This is a genomic window from Stenotrophomonas sp. A3_2, assembly GCF_036624925.1.
Lineage (GTDB): Bacteria > Pseudomonadota > Gammaproteobacteria > Xanthomonadales > Xanthomonadaceae > Stenotrophomonas > Stenotrophomonas hibiscicola.
Window position 1 is genome coordinate 77737 of sequence record NZ_JAZKVY010000356.1, and the last position, 16741, is coordinate 94477.

At 66.8% G+C, this 16741-nt stretch carries 19 protein-coding genes; 10 read left to right on the forward strand and 9 right to left on the reverse strand.

Annotation, left to right across the window (positions count from 1 at the left end):
• Nucleotides 1-20: 20 nt before the first annotated feature.
• Nucleotides 21-821 carry a cytochrome c gene (locus R5H29_RS19100; protein WP_019660638.1) on the reverse strand — a complete coding sequence of 267 codons (801 nt, stop codon included), beginning with the start codon at nt 819-821 and terminating at the stop codon, nt 21-23.
• A 156-nt stretch (nt 822-977) separates the two neighbouring features.
• Between R5H29_RS19100 and yihA the strand changes: the two genes are divergently transcribed.
• On the forward strand, nt 978-1580 hold the full coding sequence (gene yihA / locus R5H29_RS19105) for a ribosome biogenesis GTP-binding protein YihA/YsxC (protein ID WP_005411022.1): 603 nt from the start codon (nt 978-980) through the stop codon (nt 1578-1580).
• 98 nt (nt 1581-1678) lie between these two features.
• Here yihA and R5H29_RS19110 read toward each other — a convergent pair whose 3' ends face one another.
• The 3 genes from R5H29_RS19110 to R5H29_RS19120 form a co-directional block, all read right to left on the reverse strand.
• A complete protein-coding gene (locus tag R5H29_RS19110) occupies nt 1679-2653 on the reverse strand; it encodes an MBL fold metallo-hydrolase (RefSeq protein ID WP_332329626.1) in 975 nt (324 codons plus the stop codon).
• A gap of 655 nt (nt 2654-3308) precedes the next feature.
• Complete coding sequence (locus R5H29_RS19115) at nt 3309-4133, reverse strand: AraC family transcriptional regulator (RefSeq protein ID WP_134735873.1); 825 nt, start codon at nt 4131-4133, stop codon at nt 3309-3311.
• A complete protein-coding gene (locus tag R5H29_RS19120) occupies nt 4130-4834 on the reverse strand; it encodes a VIT family protein (protein WP_019662097.1) in 705 nt (234 codons plus the stop codon). The genes R5H29_RS19115 and R5H29_RS19120 overlap by 4 nt, the downstream gene beginning before the upstream one ends.
• Before the next feature lie 152 nt (nt 4835-4986).
• Here R5H29_RS19120 and R5H29_RS19125 point away from each other — a divergent pair, with 152 nt between their 5' ends.
• Nucleotides 4987-6351: a glutamate--cysteine ligase gene (locus tag R5H29_RS19125; protein WP_019662096.1), complete on the forward strand. Its 1365-nt coding sequence runs from the start codon at nt 4987-4989 to the stop codon at nt 6349-6351.
• Nucleotides 6352-6443: 92 nt separating this feature from the next.
• On the opposite strand, the gene R5H29_RS19130 is transcribed toward R5H29_RS19125, so the two are convergent.
• Nucleotides 6444-7502: an NAD(P)-dependent alcohol dehydrogenase gene (locus R5H29_RS19130; RefSeq protein ID WP_332329627.1), complete on the reverse strand. Its 1059-nt coding sequence runs from the start codon at nt 7500-7502 to the stop codon at nt 6444-6446.
• A gap of 107 nt (nt 7503-7609) precedes the next feature.
• Between R5H29_RS19130 and R5H29_RS19135 the strand changes: the two genes are divergently transcribed.
• The gene (locus R5H29_RS19135; RefSeq protein ID WP_164144669.1) at nt 7610-8494 is read left to right on the forward strand and encodes a LysR family transcriptional regulator; all 885 of its coding nucleotides are present in this window, start codon (nt 7610-7612) and stop codon (nt 8492-8494) included.
• Between the two features lie 77 nt (nt 8495-8571).
• Here R5H29_RS19135 and R5H29_RS19140 read toward each other — a convergent pair whose 3' ends face one another.
• Nucleotides 8572-9234: a TetR/AcrR family transcriptional regulator gene (locus R5H29_RS19140; RefSeq protein ID WP_134731664.1), complete on the reverse strand. Its 663-nt coding sequence runs from the start codon at nt 9232-9234 to the stop codon at nt 8572-8574.
• A gap of 76 nt (nt 9235-9310) precedes the next feature.
• Between R5H29_RS19140 and R5H29_RS19145 the strand changes: the two genes are divergently transcribed.
• On the forward strand, nt 9311-10006 hold the full coding sequence (locus tag R5H29_RS19145) for a DAPG hydrolase family protein (protein WP_329842886.1): 696 nt from the start codon (nt 9311-9313) through the stop codon (nt 10004-10006).
• Between the two features lie 12 nt (nt 10007-10018).
• On the opposite strand, the gene R5H29_RS19150 is transcribed toward R5H29_RS19145, so the two are convergent.
• Nucleotides 10019-10435: a VOC family protein gene (locus R5H29_RS19150; RefSeq protein ID WP_026347277.1), complete on the reverse strand. Its 417-nt coding sequence runs from the start codon at nt 10433-10435 to the stop codon at nt 10019-10021.
• 114 nt (nt 10436-10549) lie between these two features.
• Between R5H29_RS19150 and R5H29_RS19155 the strand changes: the two genes are divergently transcribed.
• Nucleotides 10550-11227, forward strand: a complete 678-nt coding sequence (locus tag R5H29_RS19155; protein WP_033835222.1) for an SMI1/KNR4 family protein — start codon at nt 10550-10552, stop codon at nt 11225-11227.
• 50 nt (nt 11228-11277) lie between these two features.
• Here the strand turns inward: R5H29_RS19155 and R5H29_RS19160 are convergent, their stop codons facing one another.
• The gene (locus R5H29_RS19160; RefSeq protein WP_332329628.1) at nt 11278-12381 is read right to left on the reverse strand and encodes an alkene reductase; all 1104 of its coding nucleotides are present in this window, start codon (nt 12379-12381) and stop codon (nt 11278-11280) included.
• A 130-nt stretch (nt 12382-12511) separates the two neighbouring features.
• Here R5H29_RS19160 and R5H29_RS19165 point away from each other — a divergent pair, with 130 nt between their 5' ends.
• Nucleotides 12512-13417 carry a LysR family transcriptional regulator gene (locus tag R5H29_RS19165; protein WP_227844078.1) on the forward strand — a complete coding sequence of 302 codons (906 nt, stop codon included), beginning with the start codon at nt 12512-12514 and terminating at the stop codon, nt 13415-13417.
• A gap of 10 nt (nt 13418-13427) precedes the next feature.
• Here R5H29_RS19165 and R5H29_RS19170 read toward each other — a convergent pair whose 3' ends face one another.
• Nucleotides 13428-13847, reverse strand: a complete 420-nt coding sequence (locus tag R5H29_RS19170) for an Imm70 family immunity protein (RefSeq protein ID WP_019662087.1) — start codon at nt 13845-13847, stop codon at nt 13428-13430.
• A gap of 187 nt (nt 13848-14034) precedes the next feature.
• Between R5H29_RS19170 and frmR the strand changes: the two genes are divergently transcribed.
• From frmR to fghA, 4 genes are read left to right on the forward strand one after another with little or no spacing between them, the layout of a single operon-like run.
• A complete protein-coding gene (frmR, locus tag R5H29_RS19175) occupies nt 14035-14310 on the forward strand; it encodes a formaldehyde-responsive transcriptional repressor FrmR (protein WP_005411009.1) in 276 nt (91 codons plus the stop codon).
• Nucleotides 14311-14369: 59 nt separating this feature from the next.
• Complete coding sequence (locus tag R5H29_RS19180; RefSeq protein ID WP_134968875.1) at nt 14370-15479, forward strand: S-(hydroxymethyl)glutathione dehydrogenase/class III alcohol dehydrogenase; 1110 nt, start codon at nt 14370-14372, stop codon at nt 15477-15479.
• 8 nt (nt 15480-15487) lie between these two features.
• Nucleotides 15488-15835, forward strand: coding sequence for a YqcC family protein (locus R5H29_RS19185; RefSeq protein WP_332329629.1), 348 nt, complete (start codon nt 15488-15490; stop codon nt 15833-15835).
• Between the two features lie 22 nt (nt 15836-15857).
• The gene (gene fghA / locus R5H29_RS19190; protein WP_332329630.1) at nt 15858-16688 is read left to right on the forward strand and encodes an S-formylglutathione hydrolase; all 831 of its coding nucleotides are present in this window, start codon (nt 15858-15860) and stop codon (nt 16686-16688) included.
• Nucleotides 16689-16741: the final 53 nt, after the last annotated feature.

The window sequence follows — 16741 nt, forward strand, 5'->3', positions numbered from 1 at the left end:
CCCAGGCCGACCAGTGGTGGTCAGGGGGCGGCAGCCGGTTGCGTCGGCGTAGCTGCAGCGGCCACGTCGTCGGCCTTGTTGTGCAGGCCCTGCAGGTAGCTCGACAGCGCCTGCACCTCCTGCTCGCTCAGCTTCTGCGCGACCGTGGCCATGATCTGGAAGTGTGCCTTGTCGGTCTCGTTGGTCTGGCCGGCCTGGTACTCCTGCAGGCGGCGCGCGACATAGCTGGCGTGCTGGCCACCGAGATGCGGATAGGCCGGGCCGGGATTGCCGGCACCGCTGGGGCCATGGCAGGCCATGCAGGCCGGCAGGCCGCGCTTGGCATCGCCGCCGCGGTACAGCTGCTGGCCGATCTCGTAGAACTTCATGCCCTTGTAGGGGCCCTCGGTGACCGCCGTGTCATCGGCGATGCCGGCGTTGGCTTTCTGCGTGGCGAAGTAGGCGCCGATATCACGCATGTCCTGCGGGGTGAGGTTCTGCACGAACGGCACCATCGCCACTGCTGCGCCGGAACTGCGCTGGCCATTGGCGATCAGCGCCATCTGCTGGGCCACGTAGCGTTCGCTCTGGCCGGCAATGGACGGATACATCTCCACCGTGGAATTGCCGTCGACGCCATGACAGGCCGCGCAGGCCGAGGCCTTGGCCTGGCCGGCCTTGGCATCGCCCCAGTGGGTCTTGCTGAAATCCACCTCCAGCGAGGCGGTATTGATCGGCCCGTTGTCGGGCAGCGGGGTCAACGTGGTCTGCGCGAACGCAGCAGCGGCAACGACTACAGCAGTGGCAAGGGCGGATACGGCAAGAACGCGAGCGTGGCGCATGCTGAAGCTCCGTATGGACCGGGCCGGGCGGCGGCCGCCGGCATCGCCCGGATTATCAACGCCGTTTCAGCACACGGTCAACGCAGCAGTGCAGCAAAATGCCCGCAACGGCCGCCGGCACGGGCGCGCGGCGTCGCAACATGCGATCCTAGGCATATGTCATTGCTCATCGAACGCGCCCGTTACCACCTTTCGGCCCACAACGTGCGGCAGCTGCCGCCCGACGAAGGGGCTGAAGTGGCCTTCGCCGGCCGCTCCAACGCTGGCAAGTCCAGTGCGCTCAACGCGCTGACCCGCCAGAACGCCCTGGCCCGTGTCTCCAAGACCCCTGGCCGCACCCAGCAGCTGGTGTTCTTCCAGGTCACCCCGGAAGCGCATCTGGTCGACCTGCCCGGTTACGGCTACGCCAAGGTGCCGCTGGACCTGCAGGCGCACTGGCAGGCCTTCATCGACAAGTACTTCCGCACCCGCGAAGCCCTGAAGGGGCTGGTGGTGGTGATGGACATCCGCCATCCGCTGAAGGACTACGACCGGCAGATGCTGTCCTACGCCGTGCAGCGCGGCCTGCCGGCGCACGCGTTGCTGACCAAGGCCGACAAGCTCAGCCGCAGCCAGCAGATGCAGTCCCTGCAGAAGGTGCGCAAGGAGCTGCAATCGGCCTACGGTGACAGCGTCAGCGTGCAGGTGTTCTCCGGCGAAGACCGTACCGGCGTGGACGAAGCCCGTGGCGTGATCGGCGGCTGGCTGGGGCTGGAGTAAGGCATCCCCTGCCTTCCTGTAGAGCCGAGCCTACGCTCGGCTGTGGAATCCCGGCACGCTGAGCGCGGTAGCCGAGCATGGGCTCGGCTCTACACGGGTCATTTCAACGGCGAATACTCCGCCGGCACCCAGGCGTAGGTCTGGCCTTCGCTGCGCACATGGCCCAGGCCGGGGAACGGTAGATGTGCACCAGCCACCCACCAACCATTGGCCGTGGCCTGCTGCAGCAGACTGCGACGGCTGGCGGTGGCCGCATTGCGGTCCGAATCCGCCTCAAATGCCGCTTCCGGATGCGCGAACTGCACCGCGTGGAAGTGCAGCACATCGCCCCATACCAGCAGTGACTGGCCCTGGCTGTCGAACCGGTAGGAGACATGGCCGGGGGTGTGGCCATGGGTGTCCATCGCCACCGCGCCGCCGGGCAGGGCATCGCCGGGGCTGAAGGTGCGCAGGTGGCCGCTGGCCTGATACGGCGCCACCGCGTTGCGTGCCAGCGGGAAGGCGAAGCGCACGCCCTTCGGCGCGGTGGCCTCGCTGGCTGGGTTGAGCCAGTAATCGGCATCCGCCTTGGACAGCCACACCGTGGCATTGGGGTAGGCCGGCGTACCCTGCGCGTCGAGTACGCCGCACAGGTGGTCCGGATGGGCGTGGGTCAGCAGCACCTCATCCACCTCGGCCGGATCCACGCCGGAGGCGCGCAGATTGCCCAGCACCTGGCCCAGGCCGGGGCCGAAGCACTGCGCGGTGCCGGTGTCGACCAAAGTCAGGTGGTTGCCCTGGCGCACCAGGAAGGCGTTGATCGCGGTCTGCAGGCCTTTCTTGTCTTCGGGCACGTAGCGGCCTTCCAGCAGGCGGCTGACCAGGGTGGGCGGCACGTCCACCACTTCCTGCCGGCCCAGCGCGACCACGCCATCGAACAGGGCGGTGACCTGCAAGGCGCCGACGCGCAGGTGGTAGACGCCCGGTACCTGTCGGGTGGGGGCGGGCGAGGTGGCTTCGGCCAGCGCGGCCAGCGGCAGGGAGGAGAGGGCCAGCAGCAGGGCGGAGCGAAGGGGAAGGTGGCGCAGGGTCATGAGGGGTCTCGGTGGATGACGGGCGGTTCTGTTGGCCTAGCGTGCCGTGGCTGGCGTGTGCGCGGCGCTCAAACCACTACGTGGAATGCTCAGGGAAGGAGTGTTGTCTGCAGGGCTGCGCCCTGCACCCGCAGAGGCAACGGCAACAGCCGAAGCAACAGCAACAGCCGAAGCAACAGCAACAGCGGGCTATCCGTGGGATGGCGGGGTGGGTCCGGTTGCGGGGGCCGCTGCAAGTACGTCCCTGTAAGCTCGGTCGCCGCATCCATGCGGCTCACGCCCCCGCAACCGGACCGACCCCGCCTTCGACAGTTTTCCGCGATCTGTTGGAACGACGTATTGCCTCGGTGGGTGTCGACCTTGGTCGATACAGTAGATCCACGCCATGCGTGGATGACTCATTTGATATCTGACAGATGTGTCGACCAAGGTCGACACCTACCAACAGCTGCAGAAATCTGTCAGAGGTGGGGCGGTGTGGGTGGGCAGGACCGTTGGCGCCATGGATGGCGCCATCGAGCCCCCAGGGACGGGTTTACGGCGTGTCCTGCCCACCAACACCGCCCCGCCATCCCACGGATAGCCGCTGTTGCTGTTGCTTTCGCTGTTGCCGTTGCCTCTGCAGGTGCAGGGCTGCAAGCCCTGCCGAACCCTCTCAAATGTCTGTGGGAGCCAGCCCGTACTGCTCGGCGAAGCGCTTGCTGAAACTCGCCACAGACCGATAGCCCGCGCGTGCGGCCACGGTCTTCAACGGCAGGTCCGTGGTGTAGAGCAGCTGCATGCCATGCGCCAGCCGGGCCTCGGTGAGCAGCTGGCGCAGGCTGGTGTCCTCGGCCGCCAGGCGACGGCGCAGGGTCGCGCCGCTCAGCGCGAACAGCGCTTCCACATCACGCGATTGCCAGTCGCGGGCCGGTTCGGCGGCGATGCGGTCGCGGATCTGTTCGCCCAGGCTCGGCGCCTGCGGCAGCAGCAGGTTGCCGTGGCCCTGCCGGCACAGGGTCAGTACCAACGAGGCCAGGGCCAGCCGCGCTTCGCTGTAACGGCCGTCCTGCAGCGATTGCCGCCACTGGCGCAGCACCGCGCCATGATCGATCAACGGCAGTCGCGCCATCGCATGACCAGCGGCGGGAAGCTCCCCGCTCCACAGCGTGCGTGCGGCCGCCAGCACTTCGGCACACAGCGGCACGATGGCGCTGAGGTAGCGGCCACTGCGTGGGTCGGGGGTGTTGACTACATCGATGCGGCATCGCTGGGTCAGCAGCAGGATGTCGCCGGGGATGAACTCCAGCGACTGGTGCGCGGTACGCACCTGCTTGCGGCCTTCCAGCAGGATCGCGAACTGGGGTTGCGGAATCTCCACCGAGCTGGCGCCATGTTCGCGCCGAGCGGTGATGCACGCATAACCTTCGGCGCGTGCGCAGCCGGCCAGACTGGCCATCTCGGCCAGCAGTGCGGTAACTGGCGGCAGCATGCCGGTCATGTCACCTGGGCGCCGAACAGGCGACCGACGCCTGCAGCGGCGGCCATTGCCAGTGCACCCCAGAACATCACACGCATTGCGCCGCGTACCGGCGGGGCGCCGCCGGCCTGGGCTGCCACCGCGCCGGTCAGGCACAGGCCGAGCAGGGTACTGGCCGTGGTCATCAGTGCGACCTTGTCGACCGGCGCCAGCAGGGCGGCCAGCACTGGCAGCGCCGCACCGCAGGTGAACGCACCGGCCGAGGCCAGCGCTGCCTGCAGCGGGCGGGCGCGCAGGGTATCGGTGATGCCCAGTTCGTCGCGCGCATGCGCGCCCAGCGCATCGTGGGCGGTGAGCTGTTCGGCTACCTGCCGGGCCAATGCAGGTTCCAGGCCACGGTGGCGGTAGATCGCGGCCAGCTCTTCCAGCTCGCTGTGCGGGTTGTCGCGCAGTTCGCGCTTCTCCATCGCCAGGTCGGCTGCTTCGGTGTCGGCCTGGGTCTGCACCGACACATACTCGCCGGCAGCCATGGACATCGCGCCGGCTACGGTGCCGGCCACGCCGGTGGCCAGAATGGTTGCAGCCGAGGCGCCGCTGGCCGCCACGCCAACCACCAGCCCGGCCACCGAGACGATGCCATCGTTGGCGCCCAGCACGGCGGCGCGCAGCCAGCCGACGCGTTCGGAGCGGTGCAGTTCGGGGTGTCGTGAATGGCGGCTCATGACGTTGAGTGTACGAGGGTCAAGAGGGCGTCGGTAGGATGCTGAAACCCGTCACCGTCGCATGACGCGACGGGGTGCCACGCTATAGTGCGCCCTTGCGATGGAAGGCCGCGAGCCCCACATCCCCCGCCACCGTCCAGCGAGCCTCTCCCTTGTCGAGCCCCAGCCACGTCGCCGATACCCCCATTACCGACCGCTCGCAGCTGGTGGAGGTGATCGCCTCCGGCGAGAAGCCCCGCGCGCAGTGGCGCATCGGCACCGAGCACGAGAAGTTCGGGTTCCGCCTGGATGACCTGCGCCCGCCGACCTTCGAGGGCGAGCGCGGCATCGAAGCGCTGCTCAACGGCCTGGTCCGCTTCGGCTGGGAGCCCGTGCAGGAGAACGGCAGCACGATCGCCCTGCTGCGCGATGGCGCCTCGGTGACGCTGGAACCGGCCGGCCAGCTGGAACTGTCCGGTGCGGCGCTGGAAACCATCCACCAGACCTGCGTGGAGACCGGCACCCACCTCAATGAAGTGGCGCAGGTGGCCGGCGAACTGCAGCTGGGTTTCCTCGGCATGGGCTTCCAGCCGAAGTGGAAGCGCGATGAAATGCCGTGGATGCCCAAGGGGCGCTACAAGATCATGCGCTCGTACATGCCCAAGGTCGGTTCGCTGGGCCTGGACATGATGACCCGCACCTGCACGGTGCAGGTGAACCTGGACTACGCCACCGAAGCGGACATGGTGAAGAAGTTCCGCGTGTCGCTGGCGCTGCAGCCGATAGCCACCGCGCTGTTCGCCGATTCGCCGTTCACCGAAGGCAAGCCGAACGGCTACCTCAGCTACCGCTCGCACATCTGGACCGACACCGACGCCGACCGCACCGGCATGCTCGACTTCGTGTTCGAGGATGGTTTTGGTTACGAGCGCTATGTCGACTACCTGCTCGACGTGCCGATGTATTTCTCCTACCGCGATGGCATCTACCACGACGCCAGCGGGCAGAGCTTCCGCGATTTCATGCAGGCCAGGCTGCCGGTGCTGCCGGGTGCGCTGCCGACGCTGCGCGACTGGTCGGACCACATGACCACCGCGTTCCCGGAAGTGCGCCTTAAGAAGTACCTGGAAATGCGTGGTGCCGATGGTGGCCCGTGGAGCCGCCTGTGTGCGCTGCCGGCATTCTGGGTGGGCCTGTTGTATGACGACACCGCACTGGATGCCGCCTGGGACCTGGTGCGTGACTTCACCCTGGCCGAGCGCCATGCGCTGCGTGACGGCGTGCCGAAGCATGCGATGAACCTGCCGTTCCGCAATGGCACCGTGCGTGACCTCGCCGGCGAGGCGGTCAAGATCTCGGTGGAAGGCCTCAAGCGTCGCGCCGCACGTAATGCCGATGGCCAGGACGAGAGCAAGTTCCTGGACGTGCTGCAGGAGATCGTCGAATCCGGCCTGACCCCGGCCGAGCGCAAGCTGGCGCTGTTCCATGGCCGCTGGCATGGTGACGTCGATCCGGTGTTCCGCGAGTTCGCGTACTGACCGTCATGCGGGGTTGCCGGCCAGCGGCCGGCACTACCCAAAAGAAAAACCCCGGCATTGCCGGGGTTTTTCATTTCCAGATCCGTCTTGGCTCAGGCCGCGTTCGTCAACGTCGCCATGTCGATCACGAAGCGGTAGCGCACGTCGTTCTTCGCCATGCGCTCCCAGGCTTCGTTGACGTTCCTGATGTCGATCATCTCCACATCGCTGACGATGCCGTGCTCGGCACAGAAGTCCATCATTTCCTGGGTTTCGGCCATGCCGCCGATCGCCGAGCCGGTCAGGTGCTTGCGGCCGAAGATCACGCTGCCACCGGTCAACGGCGGGTCCAGTTCGGTCAGCACGCCGACCAGGCACATGGTGGCTTCGCGCTTGAGCAGGCCCATGTACGGATTGGTGTCATGGCTGACCGGGATGGTATTGAGCAGGAAGTCGAAGCTGCCGGCGTGCGCCTTCATCTGCGCCGCATCGCGCGAGACCAGCACCTCATCGGCGCCCAGGCGCTTGGCATCGGCGCCCTTTTCCGGGGTGGTGGTGATCATCACCACGTGCGCACCGAGCGCCTTGGCGAACTTCACGCCCATGTGGCCGAGGCCGCCGAGGCCGATCACGCCGACCTTCTGGCCCGGGCCGACCTTCCAATGGCGCAGCGGCGACCACGTGGTGATGCCGGCGCACAGCAGCGGTGCGGCCGCCTTCAGGTCGAGGGTGTCGGACACCTTCACCACGAAGCGCTGCTCGACCACCACGTGGTCGGAATAGCCGCCGTAGGTCGGTGCGCCGCTTTCGCGTTCACGGCCGTTGTAGGTCCAGGTCGCGCCCTCGGCGCAGTACTGCTCCAGGTCGTGCTGGCAGGCGTCGCAGTGGCGGCAGGAGTCGACCATGCAACCCACGCCGGCGTGGTCGCCGACCTTGAAGCGGGTGACGTTGCTGCCGACCTCGGTGACGCGGCCGATGATCTCGTGGCCCGGCACCATCGGGTAGATCGAGCCACCCCAATCATCGCGGGCCTGGTGCAGGTCGGAGTGGCAGATGCCGCTGTAGAGGATCTCGATGCGCACGTCGTCGGGACCGACCGCACGGCGTTCGAACTCATAGGGGACCAGCGGAGCGGTATGGGAATGGGCGGCGTAACCACGGGCGAGGGACATGGGGAATCCTTGGCAGGGTTTATCGAAAGGCGCTTTACAATACGCCGCGTTCGCAATGGCAAGAAGCGTGGATATCGGCATGATTCATCAAGTGGAACTGCACAATCATGGCCACTGACAACCTCACCCACCTGGCCGCGTTCGCGGCGGTTGCCCGCCACCGCAGCTTCCGCCGCGCCGGTGCCGAGCTGGCGCTGTCGACCTCGGCAGTGAGCTATGCGATCCGCGCGCTGGAAGAACGGTTGGGGGTGGGCCTGTTCCATCGCACCACGCGCAGCGTGGCCCTGACTGAGGCCGGGCAGCGCCTGCTGGAGCGCCTGCAGCCGGCGCTGGGCCAGGTGCATGACGCGCTGGAAGAGATGAACCAGTTCCGTGCCGCCCCGGCCGGCCTGCTGCGCATCAACGCCACCCGCGCGGCGGTACCGACCCAGTTGGGGCCGCGACTGGCGCGCTTCCTGCACGCTCACCCCGACGTGCGGGTGGAGCTGACCGAGAACGATGGCCTGGTCGACATCGTCGCCGAGGGCTACGACGCCGGCGTGCGCCTGCACGAGTTCGTGCCCGAGGACATGGTGGCGGTGCCGATGGGGCCACCGCTGCGCGGGCTGATTGTCGGCTCGCCGGACTACCTGCGGCGACACCCGGCACCACAGCATCCGCGGGACCTGGCGGCACACGAATGCATCCGCTTCCGCTTCGCCAGCGGGCATCTCTACAAGTGGCAGTTCGAGCGTAGCGGGCAAGCGCTGGAGATCGATGTGCCGGGCCGGCTCACGTTGAGTGAGCAGGGCACCGTCGTGGGTGCAGTGCTTGATGGCATCGGCCTGGCCTACGTGCTGGAAGACACGGCGCGGCCGTATATCGAATCCGGCCAGATGGTGGCAGTGCTGGAAGAATGGAGCGAACCGTTCGCCGGCTTCGCGCTGTACTACCCGAAGCAGCGGCAGATGCCCGGTGCGCTGCGCGCGTTCGTGGATATGCTGCGCGAATGAGCTGCGATGGATGATGTGGTGCCGACCAACGGACGGCACCCACCACCCACTGTCGTCCATGCGCGGATGGGGCAACCCTACGGCACCCGCAACACCGGCGCCAACAACGCCATGCACTCACGCAGGTGCACCTCCACCGGCGCATCCTCGGCCACCACGCCGATCACGCGTTCGCGCAGCGGCTCGGCCACGGCCATTGCCAGGATCAGTCGCGCCATGCGTGCGGAATCCCCCTCACGCAGCAGCCCACGCTGCTGCTGCCGTTCCAGCCAGTCAGCCAGCAGCGCTCGGCCGCGTTCGATGCCATTGTCCAGATAGGCCTGCAGCAGCGCATCCTTGCCGGGGAAATCGGTAGCCAGCAGCCGGAACACCTGCACCGCCTGCGCCGACAGTGCCTGCGTGCACACCGCCTGCAGGATGTCCTGCAGCAACGGCAGCACCTCGTCGGCACCGTGCGCATCGCGCTGCAGCTGCGGCGCGAAGCCGTCGGTCCATTCGCGCACCGCAAGCCCAACCAGTTCCTCGCGATTGCTGGCGTGGCGATACACCGTCTTCTTCGCCACCCCGGCTTGCGCCGCCACCGCTTCGATGGTGGTGGCCTCGTAACCCTGTGCCAGCAGCAGCTCCAGGGTGGCCTGCAGTACCGCGTGGCGGACTTCCGCCTCCGGGCGCGCAGGGCGGCCGCGGCGGCGGGTCGGCGTTGTGGACTCGGACAGGGTCGTGCTGTTCATTGTGCCCATCTTACCGCATCCGGCTAATTGAGAAACGAATAACGTTTCCGTATTGTCGGGTCTCCCAACACCGCAGGAGACCCCGATGGATACCGCTGTGAACGCACGCGCCTGGCTGGACCACCACGATCTGCTCGACCCGGCGCCGATGCACCTGGAGACCGGCATCCAGCGCCGCGAAGACGGCACCCTGCTGGTGGCGGTGCGTAGCGATCTGCACGGCTGCAAGGGCCGCATGCTGGACTGGTGGTTCACCTTCTTCGAGACCACCCAGCACATCCGCTGGTGGCATCCGGTCGATCATGTCGAGCATCGCGGCTGGGACGCGGCGTGGCAGCGCGGGCGCAGCTACCACGGTGCCAGCATCCATGCGGTGGAATCGCTGGCCGACATTCCGCCGGTGGCGGCACGCCTGAAGTTCCATGACCCGCGCACGCTGCTGGTGCCCCAGCGCCTGCAGGCGGCACAGGATGCAGGCGATGTATCGGCGGTGATCGCCGCGCGCATGGGCTTCGGCGACCACGTCCGCCTGGATGCAAACGGTGATCCCTGCGACGGGCAGATGCTGCACGTGGCGCGTGATACGCCGTTTGGCTGTGTGCTGCGCAGCCGCTTCGTGCTCGGCCTGGACAGCGCCGATCCGCACCGCGAGGCCGGCGATGCGGTCGGCCTGGGCCTGCTCAAGCACTGCTATACGGAGTTCAGTTTCCTCTCGCGCTTGCTGCCGTCGCTGTACTACGGCGAGCGTGCCAATGGCGAGGCAGTGCCTTTGCCGTGGTGAGTGGTGCAACGGTCATTCGACCAGCGCGTCGTAGCCTTCAGCACTGAACTGGATCAGGCAGAAGCCGTGGCCGAACGGATCGGCCAGCACGGCGATGCGTCCCCAGCGACGCTCGCGCAAGGACTGCTCGAGCGTCGCTCCGGCTGCGACTGCACGTACCAGCGCGGCGTCGATGTCATCCACTACCCAATCCAGGTGCAGCGGCGTCCAATGGCGCTCGTAGTCGCGCACGTCGCCGTCTTCGGTGGCGGCGCTGCCGGCGTCGTTGTGCAGCAGGTAGAGCGGCGTTGGCCCACCGAGCAGCTCCACGGCACCCGGGCCGAGACGGCGGCCGATGCGCAGGCCGAAGGCCCGGATGTAGAAGTCTTCGGCGGCGGCCAGGTCGGGGACGTCGAGGTTGACGATGAAGCTGTGGGCAGTGGCGTTCATGGCAGCGATGGGCGGCATCCGGTGGTCGCAGTCTAGTCCTGCCGCGTGCTGTGGCCGGTTCATCTCCTGCGCGGATTCGGGCAAGCTGGGCGGTCTCTATCGACAAGGACATCCATGAGCGCGCTATCCGGCATCGAACAGGCCACCGGCCAGTCCTTCCCGCCCCTGTTCAAGCAGTTGCATGCAGCGGGTCGGTTGAGTTGGGGTGCTCCCCATCCGGAATGGTCCGAGGTGGTATTCCCGACGCTGCAGGCGGATCCGCCGGTGCTGCTGTACGCCCAGGACTACGAGCCGTTGGAACACGACGAGCTGCTGGAGGCGTGGCAGGAGCTGACCGCCGAGGACCACTACAATCCCCTGCGCACAGACCTGCAACTGCTGCCTTTTGCGCGGACCGGCGCGGGTGACAGCTACTGCTTCTGGAGCAACGCGCCCGGCTTTGCCGAGCCCCCCGTCGTGCTGGTGTGGCATGACGATGATCGTGCCGATGTGCTGGCCGCCAACTACCAGGATTTCCTGTTCCGCAAGATGGTCGAAGCCGTTGCCGACTACCAAGCGCCGTATACGCTGCTGTCGCACGGCGAGCTGGCCGGCAATCTGCAGCGCTGGTTGCAGTCCCACCAATCCTTCCTTCGCGACGACCAGTACGCGGCGTTGCAGCAGCTGTTTGCCCGCGTTGACGATATTGAAGAAGGAAACATCAGCGAAGACGACGCACAGGCCATCGTCGTTGAAGTGATCGGCTGCGAGCGGTTGGACGAGTCGTTCGCGTACGTGCGCGAGGATGCCTGAGGACATGGGTCGGAGCCCCGCCGGCGGCGGGGATCCGACACCGTGCGGGATCAGCCTGCGGCCGGGTAATCGAGGTAGCCTGCCTCGCCGCCCCCGTAATAGGTGCTGCGGTCCGGCGTGGCCAGCGCGACGTTGCGCTGCAGGCGCTCGACCAGATCCGGGTTGGCGATGAACGGCTGGCCGAACGCGGCCAGGTCGATGGTGCCCGCTTCGACCAGCTGCAGGGCGCGTTCGCGGGTCATGCCACCTGCCAGGATGACGGTGCCGCCGTAGGCCTGCTTGAACTGCCGCAGGAACACCTCGCCCAGTACCGACTGGCCCGCCTGCAGGTTGTCGTTGAGATGCACATAGGCCAGGCCGCGCTTGCCCAGTTCCTCGGCCAGGTACAGGTAGGTGGCCTCGTTGTCGGGGTAGAACGGCATGTCGAAGGTGAGGTTGTTCGGCGCCAGGCGCACGCCGATGCGCTGCGCACCGATGCGCTGGGTCATCGCATCGACGGTCTCCAGGATCAAGCGCGCACGATTGGGCAGCGAGCCGCCATAGCGGTCCTCGCGCTGGTTGATGAGCGGGTTGAGGAACTGTTCGAACAGGTATCCGTTGGCGGCATGCAGTTCGATGCCATCGAAACCGGCGGCGATGGCGTTGTCGGCGCCGCGCGCGAAGTCGCCGACGATGCCGGGGATCTCTTCGGTGGCCAGCGCACGTGCCGGGGTGGGATCGGCGTGGCCGCGGCTGCCGTCGTCCAGATAGACGAACGAGGTGTTCTTCGGTGCGCTGGCGACCGGCCGGGTACCGGCGCTTACCGGTTGACCACCGTCGGGCTGCAGCGAGGAATGCGACATGCGGCCGACGTGCCAGAGCTGGGCGAAGATCGTGCCCTGTGCGGCATGCACCGCCTCGGTGACGAGCTTCCACCCGGCAACCTGCTCGGCCGACCAGATACCCGGCACGTCGATGTAACCCTGGCCCTGCGGCGAGACCGGGGTGCCCTCACTGATGATCAGGCCGGCGCTGGCGCGCTGCCGGTAGTACTGCGCGGTGAGTTCATTGGCCACCGCGCCGGGGTTGCGGGCGCGGGTCATCGGGGCCATCACGATGCGGTTGCGCAGGGCGATGCCTGCCAGATCGAAGAGGCGGAACAGGGCGGCGGTCATGTCGGTCATCTTGGTGCGGGGAGGAGGCGCCAGCGGCGCGATGCACACAGAATGGAGTTGACATGCAGGCGCATAAAGCGCTTCGATCTCCCTAGGTGCGGGACTATTTGTCCCCAATGGAGCGCGATAGATGCTGCCGCTGGAATCATTGAATGGCCTGGTCACGTTCGTTACCACGGCCCGCTCAGGCAGCTTCACCGAGGCTGCCGACGCGCTGGGCATCTCACGCTCGGCGGTGGGCAAGGCCATCGCCCGGCTGGAAGCGCGGCTGGGCGTGCGCCTGTTCCACCGCACCACGCGGCGCATCGCGCTGACCACCGACGGCGAGGCGTACTACGCATCGTGTGCGGCGGCGCTGGAAGAAATCTCCGCCGCCGAGGCCTGCCTGGGGTCGGCCGGCCTGCCCAGCGGACGGCTGCGCATCGACATGCCATCCTCGTTCGGGCGCCTGGTGGTGCTGCCGGTGCTGCTGCGCCTGTGCCGGCAATACCCGGACCTGCAACTGACGATGACCTTCACCGATCACTTCGTCGATCCGGTCGAAGAGGGCATCGACCTGCTGATCCGCTTCGGCGGATTGCACCAGGCCGAGCATCTGGTCGCGCGCCGGCTGGGTCGCCAACGACTGGTCACCTGCGCATCGCCGGAGTACCTGCAGGCGCATGGCGTGCCGGCCACCGTGGAGGATCTGGCGCAGCACCGCAGCGTCGTTGGTTTCCGCCACGGCCAGCCGGTGGCGTGGCGGATCGGCAGGGACGATGCCGAGGGAACGTTCATCCCGAATGCGACCTACCAGCTCAACGATGGTGACGCGGTGATCGATGCGGCCATCGCTGGGCTGGGCATCTGCCAGATGCCCGTTTCACTGGTACGCCGTCATCTGGAATCCGGGGCGCTGCAATCGGTGCTGGATGCGCACATGCAGCGGCATATCGACATCCATGCGCTGTGGCCACCGACCCGCCACCTGCGGCCCAAGGTGCGCTACGTGGTGGATGAGCTGGCGCGGTTGGCGGCTCAGGGCGTGTTTGATTGAGCGTAGGGCATCAGTAGTTGATGATCCGGGCGGACGTGTCTTCGCCTTCCTGAAGTGCTTCAAACACCTCGGCCAGAAGCGCGATCAGATCGTGCCCATGTGAGGTGACGAAGTAGGTCGCCAGGCTGTCGATGTCGCCAGCGATATCGTCTCCCCACGGTGGACGCTGGGTTCTATCCTCGAACGACCATATGACACGGGCTGGCGCAAGCTCGGCCAGCTCTCGACGGACCCTATGTAGTTCGGCCAGCGCGGCGGCAGCATCTGATTGCTGCAGTCTGCCGGCGTATAGCTGATTCAAGAGGATTGGGAATCGACTTCCCCAGCCATTCGGCTCCAGGTTGCCGGATATGGTCGAGAAGAAGGCATGGAGAAACGCGCCACTGCCGATCTCATCGGTGATGCGCCCGAGTTGGATGCCAACACCCATTGTCTGGTTCCTGATTCTGCCGATCCTACAGCATGCCCCGATGCATTAACGGTAGAAGCGTAATTGCTGTAATTGATTGATATGAAAGCATTCAACGGCACTATTGCGGAGGCGGGAGATGCCATTTCCGTCACTTTGCCAATACGCATGTATACTATCCCCCAGTATAGTTCCGAGCTGGCCCGCCATGCCGCACTCCCCCGAAGAGAAGAAGAAGGTCCTGGCCCGCGTGCGCCGCATCCGCGGCCAGTGCGATGCGCTTGACCGCGCGCTGGAAGCCGGCGCCGACTGCGGGCCGGTGCTGCAGCAGATCGCCGCCATCCGTGGCGCGGTCAACGGCCTGATGTCCGAGGTGATGGAGGCCCATCTGCGCGAGGAATTCGGCCAGCCCGCCGCCTCCGACGAACAACGCGCCGAACGCGTGCGCGACATGAGCGCGTTGATCCGCTCGTACCTGAAGTAAACGACGGCGCAACATGGCGCCGCCCATCCTGTCATTGCCTGTCTCTGGAGAGTCCACCCATGAAATCCCGTGCCGCCGTCGCCTTTGGTCCCGGCCAGCCGCTGCAGATCGTCGAGATCGACGTCGCCCCGCCGAAGAAGGGCGAAGTGCTGGTGAAGATTACCCACACCGGTGTCTGCCACACCGATGCGTTCACCCTGTCCGGTGATGACCCGGAAGGCCTGTTCCCGGTGGTGCTGGGCCATGAAGGCGCCGGCATCGTGGTGGAAGTGGGCGAGGGCGTGACCAGCGTCAAGCCGGGCGACCACGTGATTCCGCTGTATACCGCCGAGTGTGGCGAATGCCTGTTCTGCAAGAGCGGCAAGACCAACCTGTGCGTGGCCGTGCGCGCCACCCAGGGCAAGGGCGTGATGCCCGACGGCACCAGCCGCTTCAGCTACAACGGCGAGCCGCTGTACCACTACATGGGCTGCTCGACCTTTAGCGAGTACACCGTTGTGGCCGAAGTCTCGCTGGCGAAGATCAACCCGGACGCCAACCCGGAACACGTCTGCCTGCTCGGCTGTGGCGTCACCACTGGCATCGGCGCGGTGCACAACACCGCCAAGGTGCAGGAAGGCGACAGCGTGGCGGTGTTCGGCCTGGGTGGCATCGGCCTGGCGGTGATCCAGGGTGCGCGCCAGGCCAAGGCCGGCCGCATCATCGCGGTGGACACCAATCCGTCCAAGTTCGAACTGGCGCGCGAATTCGGCGCCACCGACTGCATCAACCCGAAGGACTTCGACAAGCCGATCCAGCAGGTCATCGTGGAAATGACCACCTGGGGTGTGGACCACAGCTTCGAGTGCATCGGCAACGTCAACGTGATGCGCGCGGCGCTGGAATGCGCGCACCGTGGCTGGGGCCAGAGCGTGGTGATCGGCGTGGCCGGTGCCGGGCAGGAGATCTCCACCCGCCCGTTCCAGCTGGTAACCGGCCGCAAGTGGATGGGCACTGCCTTCGGTGGCGTGAAGGGCCGCAGCCAGCTGCCGGGCATGGTCGAGGACGCGATGAAGGGCGACATCGAACTGGCCCCGTTCGTCACTCACACCATGGACCTGGACAAGATCAACGACGCCTTCGACCTGATGCATGAAGGCAAGTCGATCCGTTCGGTGGTCCACTACTGAGGCGCGGCGTGGGCTGGTTCGATGCCTTGCGCAGGCCGCGTGCGGAAGATCCGCGCGCGGCGCTGGTCGACCCGATCGAGCAGGCGTTGCGTGCGCTGGGCTGGGTCGACGGCGAGGTGGGGCCACCGCGTGCGGTGACTTCGGCCTTCGGCAGCGACGATGGCGTGCCGTTCGAGCAGTGGCTTGCGCAGGTATTCCTGCCGCGCCTGCACGAAGCCCGCGCCGACGGCCAATGGCCACCGCGCAGCGACGTGGCGGTGGCGGCGTACCGCAATCTGGATGGCCAGCCTGGCGTCGAATCGCTTCTGCGCCTGCTGTCGCGGCTGGATGAGTTGATCAACACACGTGACGGCTGACGCCGGCACGCAGGAGAGCACCATGGAACGCATTGAACACCGCGCCTGTTTCGGCGGCTGGCAGGACGTCTACCGCCATCGTTCGACCACGCTGGGCTGCGACATGCAGTTCGCCGTGTACCTGCCACCGCAAGTGGAAACACAGAAGCTGCCGGTGCTGTACTGGCTGAGCGGCCTGACCTGCACCGAGCAGAATTTCATCACCAAGGCCGGTGCGCAGCGCTATGCAGCCGAGCACGGCGTAATCATCGTTGCGCCGGATACCAGCCCGCGCGGCGATGATGTGGCCGATGCCGAAGGCTACGACCTCGGCAAGGGAGCGGGGTTCTACCTCAACGCCACCCGTGCACCGTGGGCGAAGCACTACCGCATGCACGACTATGTGGCGCAGGAGCTGCCGGCGCTGATCGAAGCGAATTTTCCGGTCACCGGCGCGCGTGCTGTCAGCGGCCATTCAATGGGCGGCCACGGTGCGCTGGTGATAGCGCTGCGCAACCCGGGGCGCTACCGCAGTGTGTCGGCGTTCTCGCCGATCGTCGCGCCCAGCCACGTACCGTGGGGGCAGAAGGCGTTCACGGCTTATCTGGGCGACAACCCGGCCGACTGGGCGCAGTGGGATACGTGCGCGCTGCTGGAGGCGGCCAGCGAGCACCTGCCATTGCTGGTCGACCAGGGCGAGGCGGACGAGTTCCTGCAGACCCAGCTGCAGCCGCAGCGCCTGCAGCAGGCCTGCGCGGCCGCCGGCCATCCGCTGACCCTGCGTCTGCAGCCGGGCTACGACCACAGCTACTACTTCATCGCCAGCTTCATCGGCGAGCACATCGCCCACCACGCCCGCGCCCTGCAGGGCTGAGCGCGTTCCGGTGGTGGCGGGCCCCCGGCCGCCCCCACCGCCCCCCCCCCCCC